Source organism: Pseudomonas sp. 3A(2025), assembly GCF_054589175.1.
In genome coordinates this window covers 114,532-132,225 of the sequence record NZ_BAAILM010000113.1, presented here as the reverse complement: position 1 = coordinate 132,225, position 17,694 = coordinate 114,532, and the positions used below count along the sequence as shown (strand labels likewise).

The window sequence follows — 17,694 nt, the reverse complement described above, 5'->3', positions numbered from 1 at the left end:
ATCAATAACGGATCATCACCGATTTCAACTCGGTGTAATCGTCGATGAACGCCTCGCCGAACTCCCGGCCGATGCCCGAGGCCTTGATCCCGCCAAACGGCACGGCCGGGTCCAGCAGGGTGTGCATGTTGACCCACACCGTGCCGGCTTCGATGCGCGGTATCATGCGCATGGCCTTGCCCAGGTCATTGGTCCACAGGCTGGCGCTCAGGCCGTACGGGGTGTTGTTCATCAGCGCCAGCAGTTCTTCTTCATCGTCATACGGCAGGAAGGTGGCGATGGGGCCGAAGGTTTCTTCGTTGAGCAGGGAATCGTTCACCGAGTTGGCGAGGATCACCGTCGGCTCGACATAAAACCCTTCGCGCTCGATCAGCCGGCCGCCGTGGACGATGGTGCAGTTCTCGGCACGCGCGCGGTCAAAAAAGGCGCCCAGTTTCTGTTGATGAATGCGGTTGGTGACCGGCCCGAACTCGGTGCTTTCATCCAGCGGTGAGCCGATCTTCAAGGCTTGCAGGCGCTGCGACAGCTTGTCCATGATCTCGTCGATGCGCTGGCGCGGCGCAAAGAAGCGCTCGCCCGCCGCACAGATCTGCCCGGAGTGCAGAAAGCCTGCCTCTATGGCGCCGTTGACCGCCTTGTCGATGTCGACATCGGCCAGAAAGCCCACCGAGTTCTTGCCGCCCAGTTCCAGCGTGGCACGGGTCAGGTTGGCGCCGATGGCGGTCTTGCCCACCGCGATGCCGGTCGGCACGGAGCCGGTGAACGACACCTTGTCGGTGCCTGGGTGTTCGATCAATGCCTGGCCGACCTTGCCCAGCCCGGTCACCACGTTCAAGGCACCGGCCGGCAGCCCGGCCTGAACAGCCAGTTCAGCAATGCGCAGAATGGTCAGTGGGGTGAACTCGCTGGGCTTGATGATCACGCTGCACCCGGTGGTCAGCGCAGAACCCAGTTTCCAGATGGCAATCATGGTCGAGAAATTCCACGGCACGATGCCCACCACCACGCCGATCGGCTGGCGCAAGGTGTAGGCGCTGTACTGCTCGCCATTGAACGAGGGCAGCGACGGGGTAATGGTCTGCCCGGTGATCCGCGTTGCCCAGCCGGCGAAGTAACGCAAGAAGTGTGCGGCCTGGCCGACTTCGAAGGCACGCGAAATCTGGATGATCTTGCCCGACTGCAGGGTTTCGATCTGCGCCAGCTCTTCGCCATGCTGCTCGATCAGGTCGGCCAGTTTGTGCAGCACGCTGCTGCGCACTGCCGGTGCCGTTTGTGACCAGGTTTTGAACCCCTGGCGCGCCGAGGCCACGGCGGCATCGATATCGTCGCTGTTGGCATTGCCGACCCGCGAGATGACCTGGCCGTTGGCCGGGCTGATCACGTCAATCTTTTCGCTACCACGGGCGGCAACGCTGCGGCCATCGATGAACAGGCCATGGTCACGGTCCAGAAAGGCCTGGACCTGGGGGAGCAGTTGAATATCGGTCACGTGGAGTACCTCGGGCAGGGAAAGAAGTCGCACGCTTTCAGGGTACTTTTCGGCTGCCGGGCAATCTTGATCGAGCATGACCCGGACTTGTTTGTGCCTGCCACTTACGCAAATGGCCAGACGGGTACCTTGGCTATGAAAAGTACAATCTTCCATCTGGAAGGTGCATTTCCCGGCGTCCGGGCGGCGCACATACTGGGCTCACTCCTCCAATAATAAGCAGAGGCCCCTCATGAAAAAGCCCAATTCCCTGCTTGAAGACCTGCGCGCCATTCTGCCTGCCATCGCCGCCAATGCCGCCCAGGCCGAAAAAGACCGCAGTGTGCCCGCCGAGAACATTGCCCTGCTCAAAAGCATCGGTATGCACCGCGCCTTTCAGCCACGCCACTACGGCGGCCTGGAAATTTCCCTGCCACAGTTCGGCGATTGCATTGCTCTGCTGGCCGGCGCCTGCGCCAGCACCGCCTGGGCCATGAGCCTGCTGTGCACTCACAGTCATCAGTTGGCGATGTTCTCGGCCAGATTGCAGGACGAAGTCTGGGGCGAAGACCGCGATGCCACCGCCAGCAGCAGCGTGGCACCGTTCGGGCGAATCGAAGAGGTCGAAGGCGGCGTGCGCTTCAGCGGCGAGATGGGCTGGAGCAGTGGCAGCGACCATGCCGAATGGGCCATCGCCGGCTTTCGCCGCAAGAACGCCGAAGGCACTCAAGACTACTGCTTTGCCGTGCTGCCACGCAGCGACTACGAAATCCGTGACGACTGGTACGCCGCCGGCATGAAAGGCAGCGGTACCAAGACCCTGATCATCGATAACGCTTTCGTGCCCGAGTACCGCATCCAGAAAGCCAAGGACATGATGGAAGGCAAGTCCGCAGGCTTTGGCCTGTACCCGGACAGCAAGATTTTCTATTCGCCGTACCGCCCGTATTTCGCCAGCGGCTTCTCGACCATCAGCCTGGGCGTTGCCGAGCGTATGCTGGTGGCGTTCCGCGAAAAGACCCAGAACCGCGTGCGTGCCTACACCGGCGCCGCAGTGGGCGCAGCAACCCCTGCGCTGATGCGCCTGGCCGAATCCACCCATCAAGTGGCCGCCGCACGGGCCTTTCTGGAAAAGACCTGGCAGGAGCACGCCGACCACAGCGAGCGTCACCAATACCCGGCGCGCGAAACCCTGGCGTTCTGGCGCACCAATCAGGCTTACGCGGTAAAAATGTGCATCCAGGCGGTGGATCGCCTGTTCGAGGCGGCCGGCGGCACCGCCTGGTACGAGAACAACGAGATGCAGCGGCTGTTCCGCGATGTGCACATGACCGGCGCGCATGCCTATACCGACTACGACGTCTGCGCGCAGATTCTCGGTCGCGAGTTGATGGGCCTGGAGCCCGACCCGACGCTGGCCTGAATACAGCCTGATTCTTATAAAAACAGTTAGCAGGGCAGCCACTGAGCGCTGTCCAGGAGTCTTGCATGTCCACATCCGTAGCCACACCTGCCGCAACCACCGCCAACAACCCGCTGGACGGGCGTGCGTTTCGCCGCGCGTTGGGCAATTTTGCCACTGGCGTCACGGTGATCACCGCCGCCACGGCCGCAGGCCACAAGGTCGGGGTCACCGCCAACAGTTTCAATTCGGTGTCGCTCGACCCGCCGCTGATTCTCTGGAGTCTCGACAAACGCTCCACCAGCCACGAAGTGTTTGCCGAGGCGTCGCACTTTGCGGTGAACATTCTGGCCGCCGACCAGATCGATGTGTCGAACAACTTTGCCAAGCCCAAGGACGACCGCTTCGCCGGCATTGAACACCAACCAGGCGTGGGCGGCTCGCCGTTGCTGATGGACTGTTCGGCGCGTTTCGATTGCGAGAAATACCAGCAGATAGACGGCGGCGACCACTGGATCCTGATCGGCAAGGTGGTAGCTTTCGATGACTTTGGCCGTTCGCCGCTGCTATATCACCAGGGCGCCTACTCAATGGTGCTGCCGCACACACGCATGACCCGGCGTGAAGAAGGCCAGCCGCCGAGCAGCCACTTTCAGGGCCGCTTGCAGCACAACCTGTATTACCTGATGACCCAGGCGCTGCGGGCGTATCAGGCCGGTTACCAGCCGCGCCAGTTGTCCACCGGTTTACGCACCAGCGAAGCGCGGATGCTGATGGTGCTGGAGAACGACGCCGGTCTGGCGCTCAACGAACTGCAACGTGAAGTGGCGATGCCGGTCCGCGAAATCGAAGAGGCAGTGGCCAACCTGCGGCGCAAGGGGCTGGTCTGCGACCGTGACGAACGCGTGTGCCTGACGCCCAAGGGTGTGGACGAAACCGAAGGCCTGTGGAGCATCGCCCGCGAGCAGCAGGACAAAGTGTTCGGCCAGTTCAGCGAGGAGCAGATCGAGACCTTCAAGCATGTGTTGCAGGCAGTGATCCGCAACGGTTGAGGCGCTTGGCAGGCCGGGGCAAGCAGATTGGCAGCCATGCGCATGCACGGCAGGGGCGATCCGCGATCAGATCGGTCGTGGAGTCCTTCATGTCCGGGGTGTGCAGATGTTTTTTACCAATAACAAATGGGTGGATGAACTCAGGCCCGCATTGCAACGCATCGCCGCCGGCCAGCCTGTCGGCGATCTGCAAGGCGCCACCTTGCAGCGTTTTCCGGCGGTGCTGGAGGATCTTGCGCAACTGGTTAACCAGCGCGAGCGCTTGCACCGCGATTTGCAGCAGGCCATCGCCGTGCATGAGGCGTTACAGGCGCAACTGGATAATGAACGCGAGACGCTGAAGGCCATGGACGCCGAACGCCAGCGGCTGGAGCAGCATGTGCAAATGTTGCAGGAAGAAAACCTGCAATTGCGCAGCAGCGTGCAGCAGCACCGTCAGGAGCAGCGCTTCTGGACGTTGCTGCAGTCGACGTTGACCGAAGGCTTCTGGGACATTCATGTGGTCAATGGGCGTGTCGACGACCCGGCGAGCCTGATGCGCATCTCCGACCCGTTTCGCACCTTGATGGGCTATCTGCCGCATGAACTGCCCGATGGCTGGGACAGCCAGGTGAACATCTCGCACCCCGACGACCTGCCTGGAATCCTGCAGACCTTCGAGCGCGAAATCGTCGCGCCCGGCGGTAGCGGCGAGTACGTTTTCGAATACCGCATGCGCCACAAAAGCCGTGGTTATATCTGGTGCCGCGAGCGCGGGCGGGCGATCCGAGACGAGCAGGGCGTATTACAGCGGGTGATGGGCGCGGTGCGCGACATCAGCGACGAGCGCTCGGCCATGGCCAGCCAGGCGCAGATGCAGGCCCACAACGACGCCACCTACGGGCAGATTTCCACCGTGGTCGGGGTGATCAAGGGCATTGCCGATCAGACCAACCTGCTGGCCCTGAACGCCGCCATTGAAGCGGCGCGTGCAGGCGATGTGGGCCGGGGCTTTGCGGTGGTCGCCGACGAGGTCAAGAAACTCGCCGAAAGCACCCGCCACGCCACCCAGCAGATCCAGACCATGCTGGTGCACAAGACGTAACGGGTTACGAACCCACCTCCAGGGTGCTCAAACCGTTGCCCTGGCGTCTGACGCGGATCTGCACGGCGATGCGTTCGTGCATTTCCTGGACATGCGAAATAACCCCGACCTTGCGGCCCTGGGCTTGCAAGCCGTCGAGGGCGTCCATCGCCAGTTGCAGCGATTCGGGGTCCAGACTGCCGAAGCCTTCGTCGATGAACAGCGACTCGATGCGCAAAGTGCTGGAGGCCATCGAGGCCAGGCCCAGCGCCAGCGCCAGTGAGACCAGAAAGGTTTCGCCGCCGGACAGCGAGTGCACCGAGCGCACTTCGTCACCCATTTCGGTGTCCATCACCAGCAGGCCAAGCAGGCTACCCCCGCGTTTGAGGCGGTAGCGGCGCACCAGTTGACGCAGTTGTGCGTTGGCGTGATGCACCAGCAGGTCGAGGTTGTAGGCCTGGGCGATCTTGCGGAAACGATCGCCTTCGGCCGAGCCGATCAGTTCGGCCAGCCGGCCCCAGCGCAAGCGCTCGGCGCTCGCCTGTTCGATGCGGGTTTGCAACTCACCACTCTCAGCCTGGCGGCGCTGGTCTTCGCTGACCCTGGCGCGCAGGTCGGCGCACTGTTGTTCGCTTTCGGTACAGTGCACTTGAGTGGTTTGTAGCGCCTCGGCCACCGCCGCGCCATCGACGTCCTGCTGTTGCGCCCGATGCTGTTCAAGGCGCTGCTCGCGTTCCTGAATCAGCACTCGTGCCTGCTCCAGGGCTTTTTCGCTCGATTGCAGGCGCTGGCGCAACGGTTCGATCTGCGCCTCGTCGAAGTCGAGCAGGGTTTGCAGGGTGGCATCGTCCAGTTCGCTATGAGTGCTGCGCCAGGCGGCAATCTGCTCGACCAGGTCTGCGTATTCGCCTTGCAGCGCCTGATGCTGTTGTTCGCAGGCGCTGAGTTCGGCCGCCAGCTGGATGGCCTGCGCCTGATTGTTCTGCAGGGCCTGCGCCGCTTCGGCTTCGGCACTGCGAGCCTGTTCGACGCCGTGTTCCAGCGCCTGCTGCCAGTGTTCGGCGCTGGCGTGGGTGCCGAGAATTTCACTCAGGCCGAGCTGGCTGGCCTGTTGCCCATCGCTCAGTTGCTGCACCTGCTCTTGCAGTTCGCTGAGGCGTTGCTGGTGGTTGCCCTGTTGCAACTGAAGTTGTTCGACGGCCTTTTGCCGCTCGGCTTGCTCTTGCTGTTCGTCCTGCTGTTGTTCGATCAGCGCCAGGCGCTCGCTGACTTGCTGTTCCAGGCGCATGACGCTGGCGCTGGTGTCGCTGCGCAGATTTTCCAGCGTGGCATCGGGCAGCAAGCCGGCCAGCGCGCCGAGTTCTTCGTCAAGACGCTCGCGGTCGGCGTGCAATTGCCGCTGTTGTTCCTCGACCTGGCGTGTGGCGGTCTGGCTGGCCTGTTGCGCTTCCTGCAACTGGTGCTGCAAGCGCGCGGCATCCTGTTGCAACTTAAGCAACGCTTGCTGGCGCTGTTCGTCCTTGAGGATGACTTCGCCCAGTTGTTCCAGTTGCCGGCTCAGCCAGGCGCTGCGCTCGGCTGGCGCACGGTCCAGCAGCGGTGTGGCCTGTGGATGCGCTTGCAACTGTTCGACCAGCTGTTGCTGCTGTGCCTGCAATTGTTTGTGCCGCTGCAGAAAGTCTTTTTGCCGCTCGATGATGACGCCGACCTGCTCACGGAGCTGGCTGCGGCGTTCTTTTAGCTCATCCACCGCTTTTTCAGCGTTGGCCTGTTCGCTTTCGTCGTGTTCGGCCAGCCCCTGCAACATGGCTTCGGGTTGATGCCAGGGGTGCTCGGCGCTGCCGCACACCGGGCACGGCTGTTCGTCCTGCAACTGATTGCGCAGCGCTTCGACGCTGGCACTGCGTGCCAGGCGCTGGCGGTCGAGCAGTTGCCGGGTGACAACCAGGGTCTGCTCGGCGACCTTGAGTTGTTCGGCAATCGCCATGCCGTTTTCGGTCAATTGCACCCGCTCTTGCTGGGCGTTTTGCAGTTGCTCGCTCAGGGTCTGCAAGGGCGCGTCGAGTTCCTGCTGGCTGGCCCACAGGCGGCTGAGTTCTTCGACCGCGCGTTGTTGCTTGCGGTTGTCTTGCAGCAGGCCACCGAGCAGTTGCAGGTGTTCGGTCACCGCCTGGACCTCGACAGCGGCCTCGCGGTAGAGCAAATCCACGGCGCTGCGCTGGTCGCCCAGTTGCTGCTCGGCGTCCACCGCACGCTGTTGCAGCGCTGGCAGTTCCTGCTGGCCGAGGCGTACGCGGTTGGCGGTCAGGGTCAGGGACTTCAAGCGGTCGCGCCATGCGCTCCAGGCCTGGGTCAGCGGCGCCAGCGCGGTGCTGGTTTCAAGCTGCCCGGCGATGGCGTGCAGGCGCAGGCCGACCTGTTGCTGCTGGTCGAGCAGGGTTGCCAGCTGCGCTTTGCCCTGTTGCTGGTCCTGCTCGGCCTGGTGCTGTTGGGTAAGCGCTTTGCCCAGCCCTTCAGCCAGGTGGTTCAAGGTGTTCTGGGTGTCGAAGGCCTGTTGCAGGCGCGGTCGCGCCTCGCTCGACTGTTGCTGGGCCGCCAGCAGTGCGCTGTGCGCGTCATCGCGGCGGATTTGCAGGTTCAGGTGCTGCGCACTCAGCTCTTTCTGGCGGGCCTGTTGCTGGCCAATGCGTTCTGCCAGTGGCGTCAGTTGCGCCTGCAACTGCGTGCGGCGGGCAAAGCGATGGCGCTGCGGGCCCAGGCGTTCAAGCTGGTCAGACATCTGCCGTTGCTCGCCCAGTTGCTGCCAGTCCTGTTCGGCGGCGTGCAGGCTGTTACGTGCGGTCAGCGTTTCTTCGTTCAGGTGCTGTAATTGCGCGAGCCATTGCTGTTGTTGTTCCAGCTCGCGCAGCCGGGCCTGACGAGCCTTGAACTGTTGCAGTGCTTCGTTCAACTGCGTGTCCAGTTCGGCGCGTGCCTCGGCGCTCATGGGCGCGACGCCGCTGGCCAGCAGGTTGAGGTCTTCCAGGGTCTTTTTGGCCTCGTTGGCCTTGAGGTAAGCACGCTTGCCCAACTGGCTGTAGATGGCGGTGTTGGTGAGCTTTTCCAGCAGTTCGCTGCGCTCTTTGTCGTCGGCCTTGAGAAAGGCGCTGAACTCGCTCTGCGCCAGCATCACCGCGCGGGTGAATTGCTCGAAGTTCAGGCCCAGCCGCTGCTCGATCAGTTGCTCGAACTCGCGCTTGCTCTGGTTGCTGAGCACCTGCTCGCTGTCCAGATCGGTGAGGGTCTGGCGGCTGGCCTGGAGCTTTTTCGCGGCGTTGTCACGGGCGCGGTTGGTTTCCCAGCGGGCGCGGTAGCGGCGCTGGTCGATGCCGATGAAGTCGACTTCAGCGTAGCCGCTGCCGGTGCCGCGCCGCAGCAGGGTGCGCGGGTCGCTGGTGGTGATCTCGCCGTCGATGTCCGGCACCTTGGAGGCGGTGATGCGGCTCAGTCGCGGAATGGCGCCGAACAGCGCCAGGCACAGGGCGTCCAGCAGGGTACTTTTGCCGGCACCGGTAGGCCCGGTGATGGCAAACAGGCCGGCGCTGGCCAGGGGTTCGGCGGTGAAGTCGACCTCGAACGGGCCGGCCAGCGAGGCGAGGTTCTTCAGGCGGATGGCAAGGATTTTCATGGCTGTTCGCTCTCGTGCTGGACTTCACGCAGCAGCGTGGCGAAATCGCTGAGGGTCTGCTCGTCGACCGGGTTGCCGTAGTTGTCTTGCCACGCGCGGCTGAACAGTTCTTGCGGAGTGAGCTGTTCCAGCTCGATCAGCTCCAGGCCGGCGTCGTCAGGGTCGTCACTGTTGAGGCCTGCGTATTCGGCGGCGATGCGTACCAGACGCACGGCCTTGCCTTGCAGGGCGGCTTCGATGCGGTTGCGCAGATCGGGCTGCGGCTGGTCCAGGCGCACACGCACTTCAAGCCACGGCCGGCGTTCAGGGTCATCGAGCAGGTCGATAGTGGCCAGCGCGGCGATCTGCACCAGCAGCTCATCGAGCAGTAACGGGCCCAGACGCTGCAACGGCACGGCGCGCGGAATCAGCAGCGGCTCGACACTGACCAGTCGTTCGCCGTCGCAGGTGATTTCCAGAATCTGGTGTTGGTAGCCGATTTCCGAAAACGACAGCGGAATCGGCGAGCCGCTGTAGCGGATGCGTGCTTCGCCGTTGACCTGCTGCGGCTTGTGCAGGTGGCCGAGGGCAACGTAGGTGATTTCAGGTACGAACAGGCTGGCGGGCAGGGCCTCGGCGTTGCCGATGATCAGGCTGCGTTCGGAATCTTCGGACACCGAGCCGCCGGCCATGTGCGCATGGCTGACGGCAATCAGCGCCTGGCCAGGCTGGCGTTTGGCGACGGCGGCGTCGATCAGCAGGCGATGCACCTGGGCGATGCCGTGCAGGTAATCGTCGCCCAGCAATGCGCCGGTGACTTCGGCCGGGCGCAGGAACGGCAGCGCCAGACACCAGGCGCGCACTTCGCCTTGGGCGTCGGGCAGCGGCAGCAACAGGCGTTCGGCGTCCAGGCTGCCGTCGTCGAGCCACAGCACGCGGCCCAGCGCGTGGGTGCGCAGGCGGCGCATCAACGGCGCGGGCAGCTCGATGCGTGAGCCGGAGTCGTGGTTGCCGGCAATCATCACGATGGTCAATTGCGGCTGTTGCTCGTGGGCATCGACGATGAATTCGTAGAGGCGTTCCTGGGCTTTGACCGGCGGGTTGACCGTGTCGAAGATATCGCCGGCGATCAGCAGCACATCAGGCTGGCGCTCGGCCAGACGGGCCAGCAGCCAGGTCAGAAAAGCCTGATGCTCGAAATCCCGTTCCTGACCATGCAGGTGCTGACCCAGGTGCCAGTCGGAGGTGTGGAACAGACGCATTTGATTACCTTGTGGCCTTGGTTATTTCGGATACAGCGGCGGCAACCCCGCTTCGCCGCTGTCTTGCTGCACACGTTCGCTGGCCGGCAGGGTGCGAATCGCGCGCCACAGGTCTTCGCCCAGCCAGAACTGCCCGGTTTCGCTGTACAGCGCGCCGTTCAGGCCATCCAGGGCATCGGACAGCGGCACGAAGCGCGCGGCCATGTCGGCCAGGGTTTCCGGTTGCTGGCGCGCCCAGGCGTCGAGGGCCTGGCGGGTGGCTTGCGGGTCGTTGGCCTGGCAGGCGCGCTTGAGGTCGTCCAGCACCGTACGCGGGCTGGGGCCGCTTTGCGCGCTGCGCGCCACGGCCGGTTGACCGCGTGCGCGCCACCAGAAAATCGCTCCCAGCAAGGTGGTGCAGGCGAAAAACAACGTGCTCAGTTGCCAGACCCACAGCCACGGCGCCAGGTTGCTGTGTTCGCTGCCCACCGGGGTGTCGATGGCCAGCCCCGGATTGCTGGTGACTTGCAGGGTGCGGGCCGGCACGCTGGTGTGCTCGATGTGTTCTTGCTGGGTGTTCCACCAGGTCACTTCGATGCTCGGCAGCTCCATGGCACCGGCGCGGTTGGGCACCAGGGCTTCGCTTTCCTGACGCCGGCCGATCAGCCCGCGCTCGTGCGCCTCGTTGCTCAGTTGTGGCTGGTCCGGGTAACGGCGCAGGCCCGGCAGGTCCGGGTTTTGTAACGGTGGCAGTTGCGCGGCAGACAAGCCTTCGACCTTGAGGCTCAGGGTGCGGGTCAGCGAGTCGCCTACTTGCGTGTTGATGGTGTCGGGGTTCCAGTTTTCTTCCAGCGTCACGCTGCGGGCCGGCAACCAGGGCAGGTGCGCGGGCCATTCCTGAGGCGCGGGTTTGACGGTCAGGTTGATTTCGGCCGAGCTGACCTGCAACGCCTTGCCCGGTTGTGGGCCGTACGGATTGGGCGCCTGTTGCTGGCCGGGGCCGACGCTTGAGGCGGTTTGTACCTGGGTGGCGCTGAACACCAGTGCCGGAATCTGCAAAGTGCCGCTGCGCTGCGGGTAAATGGCGTAGCGGGTTTCGATGACTCCGTGGCGAATGCCGTTGATCAGCTTTTCATAGGTACGTGATTCGCCGAGCTTTTCGATGCGCGCTTCTGGCAGTTGCAGCGGGCTGAGGCTGCTGTCGTCGAACAGCGACACCGAATGATAAATGCGCAGGGTCAGTACGGCCTGGGCCTGCACATAGACGCTGTCGTGGTCCAGGCTGGCCTCGATGAACACCGGCGCCAGCTCGTTGGCCGGCTCTTGTGTGTCGCTGGGCAACACTTGCAGGGTGATCGGCTGGCTGCTCAGTTCGCCCAGAGTCAACGGTGGAATCTGTACGCTGCCGGTCTGGCGTGGCAGCAGGGTGATCAGCCAGCGGGTGTTGGCCTGGCTGGCGCCGTCCAGCGTGGTCAGACGGTTGACCTGACGGGTGTCGCGCACCTCGAAATCGGCGTCCAGTACGCTCAGGTCGGGTTTGCCGAACTGGGTGACGTCGCTGGTTTCGAGGGTCAGCTCCACGGTTTCGCCCGCGCTCAGGCGCGTGCGGTCGACCTGGGCGGTCAACTCCGCTGCGTGGACCGGTAGCACGAGCAGTCCCAGTAGCAGGCCAGTGAACAAGGCAAAAGCGCGGATCATGGACTCTTTTCCTGATGCTGCTGTTCATAGCGAAATTTGCGTCGCAGCAGCTCGCCGGGGTCATCCGGGATCTGCCGCAGCCAGTGTTCCAGCGCCTGGCGCCGCTCGCCGTCGATGGGCGCGTCGCCGGTTTGCAGCGGTGGGCGGGTGGTGTTGTCGGCGTCGTCCGAGATCGGTGTACCGCTGACCGGGTCGCTGTCAGCGTCGCCGGGCGTGCTGTTGCTCTCGGCCGGCTCGCCGGGTTGCGCGTCGCTCTGGCCGTCGGCCGGTGGCGCATCCTGGGCGGCGTTGTCGGTTTGTGGGGGCGGCTCGCTGTCTTCTTCAGGCGACGGCTCATCGGGCGCTGGTTCGGCGGCCGCCTGCGCCTCATCGCGGGCCTGTTGCACCAGCAGCCGGTTGATCTGCGCCGCCGGAAAGTCCGGCTGGCGCTCCAGCGCCAGTTCGAAGGCGTCCAGCGCGGCGTCGAGTTCGCCGCTCAGGGCCAGGGCGGTACCACGATTGTAATGGTCGGCGGCACTGTCGCCGGCAGCGAAACGCTGGGCGGCGCCGGCGTAGTCGCCCGCAGCGAACAGGGCCATGCCCTGCCATTGCACATCATCGAAGCGTTTTGCCGCCTCGGACGGGCGATGACGTTCCAGCAGGCGCTGGCCTTGCTGGTCGGGGCGCTGCCACAGGTCGCGCCATTCGAAGGCCAGGCTTTCACGCGGCAGCACGCACAACAAGGCCAGGCCAAACAGCCAGCCGCGGCGCATGGCGGTGGCGGCCAGCAGCAATAACGGCAACAGCAGCCAGTAACCCTGATCGGCCCAGGTGTCGAGGCGCAAGCGTCGACCATCGTTGAGCACACGCTGCGGGTTGTCGAGCAGGCCCAGGGTGTGCAGGTCTTGCAGGTCGCCGCGTGCCGGTTGATAACGGCCGTCCATGGAGGTGACGAAGTCATCGAGGCTGGCGCTGTCCAGGCGCGAGAGCAAAATGGCGCCGTGTTCGTCGCGCAGCAGTCCGCCGTTGTCCAGGCTGACCGGTGCGCCGTCGCTGCTGCCCATGCCCAGCATCAGCAGCGGCGTGGACTGGCCTGCCAGCGCTGCGCGAATGCCCTGGCGCTCCTGATCGCTGAGCGAGGTGCCAATCAGCAGGATACGGCCCTGACCGACGTCAGCCTGATGCAGCAGGGCCAGCGCCTTGACGATGGCCAGGTCGGCACGCTGGCCGGCCAGCGGCATGATCGCAGGCTTGATGGTTTCGAGCAGGTTATGGCTGGTGGCCAGATCGTCGGACAGCGGCACCAGTGTATGCGCGCTGCCGGCGTAAACCACGATGGCGGTCTGCGCATCGCTGCGCGTGGCCAGCAGGTCGCGCAGCTTGCGCTTGGCCAGTTCCAGACGGTTGGGCGGGGTGTCGCTGGCGAGCATCTGCGGGGTCAGTTCAAGCACCACCACCAGTGGGTCGATGGGTTTCTGACCCATTTGCTCCAGGCGCTGCCAGCTCGGACCGACCAGCGCCAGTACCGCCAACAGCCAGGCAATGCCGAGCACTACCCAGTGGATTTTGCTGTCGCGGCCCCGGCCGCCACCGAGCAAGGCGTGATGAAAGGCGGGCGGCAGAATCATCTGCCAGCGGCCGGCGCGTTTTTGCCGGTGCCACAGCTTGTACAACAGCCAGACCAGCAACGGCACGACCATTAGCCAGGCGGGGCGCAACCAGTGCGGCCAAAGGCTGATCATTTCGGGCTCCGTAGCTGTTCAAGGCGTTGCCGCACGCGTTGCAGGTGCGCGACCAGCCGCTGGCGGGCCCAGGCGTGCAGGCGTTGCAAGGCATTGTTGGGCCATAGTTCGACGATTACCCACACCATGCTCAGCAATAGCGCCAATGCCAGCGGCCAGGGGTAGAGTGCGTGAGCGGGGCGGGCCTGGGTCGGTTGTTGCGCGACCGGCTCCATGGCGTCCAGCGTGGCGCGGATGCTCTGCAACTGATCGCCATCCCGGGCGCGGAAATACTGGCCGCCGCTGAGCTGGGCGATGCGCTTGAGGGTCGGCTCGTCCAGGTCCAGGCTCGGGTTCAGGCCCAGCAGGCTTTGCACACCGGTGCTGTCGGGGTCGGCGCCGATGCCGATGGGGTAGATGCGCACGCCTTCCTCGGCAGCCAGCCGTGCGGCAGTCACCGGGTCGATCTGCCCGCCGTTGTTGGCGCCGTCGGTGACCAGCACCAGCACCCGGCTTTCGGCCGGGCGCAGGCGCAAGCGCTTGAGGGCCAGGCCGATGGCATCGCCGATGGCGGTGTTCTTGCCGGCAATGCCGATGCGCGCCTCGTCCAGCCAGACCCGCACGGTATGCCGGTCGAAGGTCAGCGGCGCTTGCACAAAGGCCTGGCTGCCGAACAGGATCAGGCCGACCCGGTCACCTTCGCGGCCTTCGAGAAAGTCGCCCAGCAGTTGCTGGACCAGCGCCAGACGGGTGACATCCTCGTCTTGCCATTGCATGTCGGGGTAGTCCATCGAACCCGACACATCCACCGCCACCAGCAGGTCGCGGCCGCTGGCGGCGATCGGCAACGGCTCGCCCAGCCACTGCGGGCGGGCGCTGGCCCCCAGCAGCAATAGCCAGATCACCAGTAGCGGCGCGCCCTGGCGCCAGACCGGCAGGTTGGCCTTGGCACGCCGGCCGCTCAGGCCTTCGAGTTCATTGAGAAAGCTGACCTTGAGCGCCGCCTCACCGTTGTCGGCGGCCGGCAGCAGCCAGCGCATCACCCACGGCAAGGGCAACAGGGCGAAGATCCACGGCCAGGCAAATTCAAACATGCTTGCGAATCCAGGTGTCGACGGCCTGGGTCAGGCCGCTGATGGCCTTGTCGTCGAGCTTGCATTCGGGTTTGTAAGCGCCTTCGACCAGCACCATCCAGCGCGTCAGGCCGGCGGCGGGGCAGCGGTTGTCGAGAAACGCCAGCCACTTGCGCCCGTTCAGGGTGTGGCTCTGGCTATAAGGGTATTGGTTGCGGCACAAGCGCTTGAGCAGCGCGTTGATCTGTTGCAGCCAGGCCCCGGCCGGCGCGCCATCGTAGGGCTTGGGCAGGCTGGCCAGTTCGACCAGGGCCGCCACGCGCAGCGGGTCGAGCGGTTGTTCGGCCCGCGACAGCGGCGCCTTGACCCGTAGCAACCGGCGCAGGCGCCACAGGCCAACGCCTGCCAGCGGCAGCAACACGGCCAGCAGCCACCAGCCCGGAGCCGGCGGCCAGGCGCTGATGGGCGCGGGGGCGATCAGCGGTTGCAGTTGGTCCAGCGGGTTCATGGTTGTTTGCCCGGACGCTGGGGGTTGAGGAACTCACGCAGTTGTTCGACCAGTTCGGTCTGGGTACTCAGCGGCATCAACAGCACGCGCAGTTTCTTGGCCAGCCGTTCCCAGCGAGCGCAGCGCTCAATGCCCTGGGTGCGGTAATTCTTGCGCATCTCGCTGTCGAGGGTATCGAGCTCAAGGCTGGCGCCGCGCTCGGCAAAGCGTAGCAGGCCGGCAGCGGGCAGGGCGCGGTCCAGCGGGTCGGACAGCGGCAGCAACAGCAGATCGCAGTGGCGCGACAACAGGCTCAATTGCTGTTCGGCGGCATCGCTCAGGGCGCGCTCGTCGCACAACACGATCACCAGACTGCCGGGGCGCAGCACCTCGCGGGCACGGCGCAGGGCCGTGCCAAAGGCGTCGCGGTCGGCGGCGATCTCGGTGTGCAGCGACTGGTTGACGCGCACCAGCCGGTTGAGCAGTTGCAACAGGCTTTGCTTGCTGCGCCGTGGCTTGATTTCGTAGTGCTCGCGGTCGCCGAACACCAGCCCGCCGACCCGGTCGTTATGCTCCAGCGCCGCCCAGCCGATCAGCGCCGCTGCCTGAGCGGCGAGCACCGACTTGAAGGTCAGCCCCGAGCCAAAGAACAAACGACGGCTTTGCTCGACCAGCAGAAAGATCGGCCGCTCGCGCTCTTCATGAAACAGCTTGGTGTGCGGCTCTTGGGTGCGTGCGGTAACCCGCCAGTCGATGTTGCGCACATCGTCGCCGGCCTGGTACACGCGCACCTGATCGAAATCCACCCCGCGTCCGCGCAGCTTGGAGTGGTGCAGGCCGATCAGCGGGCTGCGTCGGGTGGGCGTGGAGAACAATTGCACCTCGCGCACGCGATGGCGCATTTCGATCAGCTCACGCAGGCTGACGCGGATGCCCGGCTGGGAAATCAGATCCGGTTGCATGGCGTCAGGCAACGGCGACGACATCGAGAATGCGCTGGGTCACCCGGTCCTGGTCGATGCCGGCCGCTTCTGCCTCGAAAGACAGAATGATCCGGTGGCGCAGCACATCGAACAGCACCGCCTGAATGTCTTCGGGGCTGACGAAGTCGCGCCCGGCCAGCCACGCATGTGCCCGCGAGCAGCGGTCCAGCGCAATCGAGCCACGGGGGCTGGCGCCATAGGCGATCCACTCGGCCAGTTCCGGGTCGAACTTGGCCGGCGTGCGGGTCGCCATCACCAGTTGCACCAGGTATTCCTCGACCGCATCGGCCATGTACAGGCCGAGAATTTCTTTGCGTGCGGCGAAGATCGCTTGCTGGCTGACCCGTCTTTCAGGCTTGGTTTCGCCATTCAGGGCCTCGCCACGCGCCTGCTGGAGAATCTTGCGTTCTACCGCCGCGTCCGGGAAGCCCATTTTTACGTGCATCAGAAAGCGGTCGAGCTGGGCTTCGGGCAGCGGGTAGGTGCCTTCCTGCTCGATGGGGTTCTGTGTGGCCATGACCAGAAACAGCGGCGACAGGTCGTAGGTGCTGCGCCCCACGCTGACCTGGCGTTCGGCCATGGCTTCGAGCAGCGCCGACTGCACCTTGGCCGGGGCCCGGTTGATTTCGTCGGCCAGCACCAGGTTATGGAAGATCGGCCCCTGCTGGAACACGAAGCTGCCGGTTTCCGGGCGATAGATCTCGGTGCCGGTGATGTCGGCGGGCAGCAGGTCCGGGGTGAACTGAATGCGATGGAACTGGGCTTCGATACCCTCGGCCAGTTCCTTGATGGCCTTGGTCTTGGCCAGCCCCGGCGCGCCTTCGACCAGCATGTGGCCATCGGCGAGCAGGGCAATCAGCAGGCGCTCGACCAGCTTTTCCTGGCCAAGAATCTGGGTAGAAAGAAAGGTTCGCAGCGCATTCAGCGCTTCACGATGTTCCATCGGTGATGGTTCCTGGCAGGCGTGTGCCGTTATGTCGGATAGCGGTCAGGGAGGGGCGGCGCATCGACCTGGGTTCAGACCCTGTACCGGGGGCGATACTTTAATGCATCCGGGGCTGGAACCACTAATGGCTGCGGGGTTTTTTATGTGGTTTGCAGGCGATAGAAGCTAAAAGCGTTGTGCCACAGCACCCGCTGGGCGCCGGCAGCGCCCAGGGTGTCGAACAGGATGTCGATATCCTGGGTCGTAATGCCGCGTTGCCCGCAGATCAGGGGCGCGCCGCTGCCGAACATCAGCGCATTGGGATTGGCGTCGTGGATGTCCCTGAGCATCATGGCCATGCCTGGATTGAAGCGTCCGGGTGCGCAGACCTTGATACGCACGCCGCGTTCGGCCAGACGCAGCAGGCCGGGCAGGGCGAGCCGGTTCAGTACCCTGGGGTCCAGGCTTACCGATGGCAATTGCAGCAGGGTGTCTTCCAGTTCGGCGAGTTCGCGGGCATCGACGGCCAGTTCAGTGTGCCAGCCGATATGGTGGTGCACGCGCCGGGCGATGCCCAGCACCTGCTCGGGCAGCAATGCGCCGCCGCGCCTCAGCGTCAGGCGCAGGCCACGGATGCCGAAGCCGTTGAGGGTGTCGAGTTCGGCATGGGTGACCATCGGCGAGACTTGTGTCACCCCGACAAAACCGGACCCCAGCCAGCGCAACGAGTCCAGCAGGTGGCCTTGTTGAAAGCCCTGCAGGGCGCTGGACACCACCACACCGCCGCTGAAACCCAGCGGCACGGTGCAGTCGCGGTAGTCTTGAATGGTGAACGGCTCGGGCGGCGACTCAAGGTGGGTCTTGAGCCGGAAGCGCGGGTTGAAAATATGGCAGTGAGCGTCGAAGCGGGGGGCGGTCATGGCGGGCTCCAGAAAAAGGGTGCCTGACTTTACTCC

Annotated in this window: 13 protein-coding genes; 3 read left to right on the top strand and 10 right to left on the bottom strand. The window is 64.5% G+C overall.

Going from position 1 to position 17,694, the window contains the following annotated elements; all coding sequences use genetic code 11:
- Nucleotide 1 precedes the first annotated feature (1 nt).
- Nucleotides 2–1,489, bottom strand: a complete 1,488-nt coding sequence (locus ACYP2A_RS27180) for an aldehyde dehydrogenase family protein (RefSeq protein WP_459749022.1) — start codon at nucleotides 1,487–1,489, stop codon at nucleotides 2–4.
- Nucleotides 1,490–1,721: 232 nt separating this feature from the next.
- Here ACYP2A_RS27180 and ACYP2A_RS27175 point away from each other — a divergent pair, with 232 nt between their 5' ends.
- The 3 genes from ACYP2A_RS27175 to ACYP2A_RS27165 all read left to right on the top strand — a co-directional run bounded on the left by ACYP2A_RS27175 (nucleotide 1,722) and on the right by ACYP2A_RS27165 (nucleotide 5,006).
- On the top strand, nucleotides 1,722–2,891 hold the full coding sequence (locus ACYP2A_RS27175) for a p-hydroxyphenylacetate 3-hydroxylase oxygenase component (protein ID WP_459749021.1): 1,170 nt from the start codon (nucleotides 1,722–1,724) through the stop codon (nucleotides 2,889–2,891).
- A gap of 65 nt (nucleotides 2,892–2,956) precedes the next feature.
- Entirely contained in the window at nucleotides 2,957–3,922 is a 966-nt protein-coding gene (locus ACYP2A_RS27170; protein ID WP_459749020.1) for a p-hydroxyphenylacetate 3-hydroxylase reductase component, read from the top strand.
- Between the two features lie 106 nt (nucleotides 3,923–4,028).
- Nucleotides 4,029–5,006, top strand: coding sequence for a methyl-accepting chemotaxis protein (locus tag ACYP2A_RS27165; protein ID WP_459749019.1), 978 nt, complete (start codon nucleotides 4,029–4,031; stop codon nucleotides 5,004–5,006).
- A gap of 4 nt (nucleotides 5,007–5,010) precedes the next feature.
- Here ACYP2A_RS27165 and ACYP2A_RS27160 read toward each other — a convergent pair whose 3' ends face one another.
- The 9 genes from ACYP2A_RS27160 to ACYP2A_RS27120 all read right to left on the bottom strand — a co-directional run bounded on the left by ACYP2A_RS27160 (nucleotide 5,011) and on the right by ACYP2A_RS27120 (nucleotide 17,658).
- Nucleotides 5,011–8,652, bottom strand: coding sequence for an AAA family ATPase (locus tag ACYP2A_RS27160; protein ID WP_459749018.1), 3,642 nt, complete (start codon nucleotides 8,650–8,652; stop codon nucleotides 5,011–5,013).
- On the bottom strand, nucleotides 8,649–9,893 hold the full coding sequence (locus ACYP2A_RS27155; protein WP_459749017.1) for an exonuclease SbcCD subunit D C-terminal domain-containing protein: 1,245 nt from the start codon (nucleotides 9,891–9,893) through the stop codon (nucleotides 8,649–8,651). The genes ACYP2A_RS27160 and ACYP2A_RS27155 overlap by 4 nt, the downstream gene beginning before the upstream one ends.
- Nucleotides 9,894–9,914: 21 nt before the next feature.
- Nucleotides 9,915–11,570, bottom strand: a complete 1,656-nt coding sequence (locus tag ACYP2A_RS27150) for a BatD family protein (RefSeq protein WP_459749016.1) — start codon at nucleotides 11,568–11,570, stop codon at nucleotides 9,915–9,917.
- Nucleotides 11,567–13,291: a VWA domain-containing protein gene (locus ACYP2A_RS27145; RefSeq protein WP_459749015.1), complete on the bottom strand. Its 1,725-nt coding sequence runs from the start codon at nucleotides 13,289–13,291 to the stop codon at nucleotides 11,567–11,569. Before ACYP2A_RS27145 ends, ACYP2A_RS27150 begins: the two co-directional genes overlap by 4 nt.
- Complete coding sequence (locus ACYP2A_RS27140; RefSeq protein ID WP_459749014.1) at nucleotides 13,288–14,364, bottom strand: vWA domain-containing protein; 1,077 nt, start codon at nucleotides 14,362–14,364, stop codon at nucleotides 13,288–13,290. Before ACYP2A_RS27140 ends, ACYP2A_RS27145 begins: the two co-directional genes overlap by 4 nt.
- Nucleotides 14,357–14,851 (bottom strand): DUF4381 domain-containing protein, encoded by a 495-nt coding sequence (locus tag ACYP2A_RS27135; RefSeq protein ID WP_459749013.1) that lies wholly within the window; start codon nucleotides 14,849–14,851, stop codon nucleotides 14,357–14,359. Before ACYP2A_RS27135 ends, ACYP2A_RS27140 begins: the two co-directional genes overlap by 8 nt.
- A complete protein-coding gene (locus ACYP2A_RS27130) occupies nucleotides 14,848–15,792 on the bottom strand; it encodes a DUF58 domain-containing protein (protein WP_459749823.1) in 945 nt (314 codons plus the stop codon). The genes ACYP2A_RS27135 and ACYP2A_RS27130 overlap by 4 nt, the downstream gene beginning before the upstream one ends.
- Before the next feature lie 4 nt (nucleotides 15,793–15,796).
- Entirely contained in the window at nucleotides 15,797–16,756 is a 960-nt protein-coding gene (locus tag ACYP2A_RS27125) for an AAA family ATPase (protein ID WP_459749012.1), read from the bottom strand.
- A gap of 143 nt (nucleotides 16,757–16,899) precedes the next feature.
- Nucleotides 16,900–17,658: an amidohydrolase family protein gene (locus ACYP2A_RS27120; protein WP_459749011.1), complete on the bottom strand. Its 759-nt coding sequence runs from the start codon at nucleotides 17,656–17,658 to the stop codon at nucleotides 16,900–16,902.
- Nucleotides 17,659–17,694 lie beyond the last annotated feature (36 nt).

Bases quoted from the DNA above. Each gene is read 5' to 3' on its own strand.
- ACYP2A_RS27170 (WP_459749020.1), top strand. From the start codon at position 2,957: ATGTCCACATCCGTAGCCACACCTGCCGCAACCACCGCCAACAACCCG.
- ACYP2A_RS27160 (WP_459749018.1), bottom strand. From the start codon at position 8,652: ATGAAAATCCTTGCCATCCGCCTGAAGAACCTCGCCTCGCTGGCCGGC.
- ACYP2A_RS27150 (WP_459749016.1), bottom strand. From the start codon at position 11,570: ATGATCCGCGCTTTTGCCTTGTTCACTGGCCTGCTACTGGGACTGCTC.
- ACYP2A_RS27145 (WP_459749015.1), bottom strand. From the start codon at position 13,291: ATGATCAGCCTTTGGCCGCACTGGTTGCGCCCCGCCTGGCTAATGGTC.
- ACYP2A_RS27165 (WP_459749019.1), top strand. From the start codon at position 4,029: ATGTTTTTTACCAATAACAAATGGGTGGATGAACTCAGGCCCGCATTG.
- ACYP2A_RS27140 (WP_459749014.1), bottom strand. From the start codon at position 14,364: ATGTTTGAATTTGCCTGGCCGTGGATCTTCGCCCTGTTGCCCTTGCCG.
- ACYP2A_RS27175 (WP_459749021.1), top strand. From the start codon at position 1,722: ATGAAAAAGCCCAATTCCCTGCTTGAAGACCTGCGCGCCATTCTGCCT.
- ACYP2A_RS27135 (WP_459749013.1), bottom strand. From the start codon at position 14,851: ATGAACCCGCTGGACCAACTGCAACCGCTGATCGCCCCCGCGCCCATC.
- ACYP2A_RS27125 (WP_459749012.1), bottom strand. From the start codon at position 16,756: ATGGAACATCGTGAAGCGCTGAATGCGCTGCGAACCTTTCTTTCTACC.
- ACYP2A_RS27155 (WP_459749017.1), bottom strand. From the start codon at position 9,893: ATGCGTCTGTTCCACACCTCCGACTGGCACCTGGGTCAGCACCTGCAT.
- ACYP2A_RS27120 (WP_459749011.1), bottom strand. From the start codon at position 17,658: ATGACCGCCCCCCGCTTCGACGCTCACTGCCATATTTTCAACCCGCGC.
- ACYP2A_RS27130 (WP_459749823.1), bottom strand. From the start codon at position 15,792: ATGCAACCGGATCTGATTTCCCAGCCGGGCATCCGCGTCAGCCTGCGT.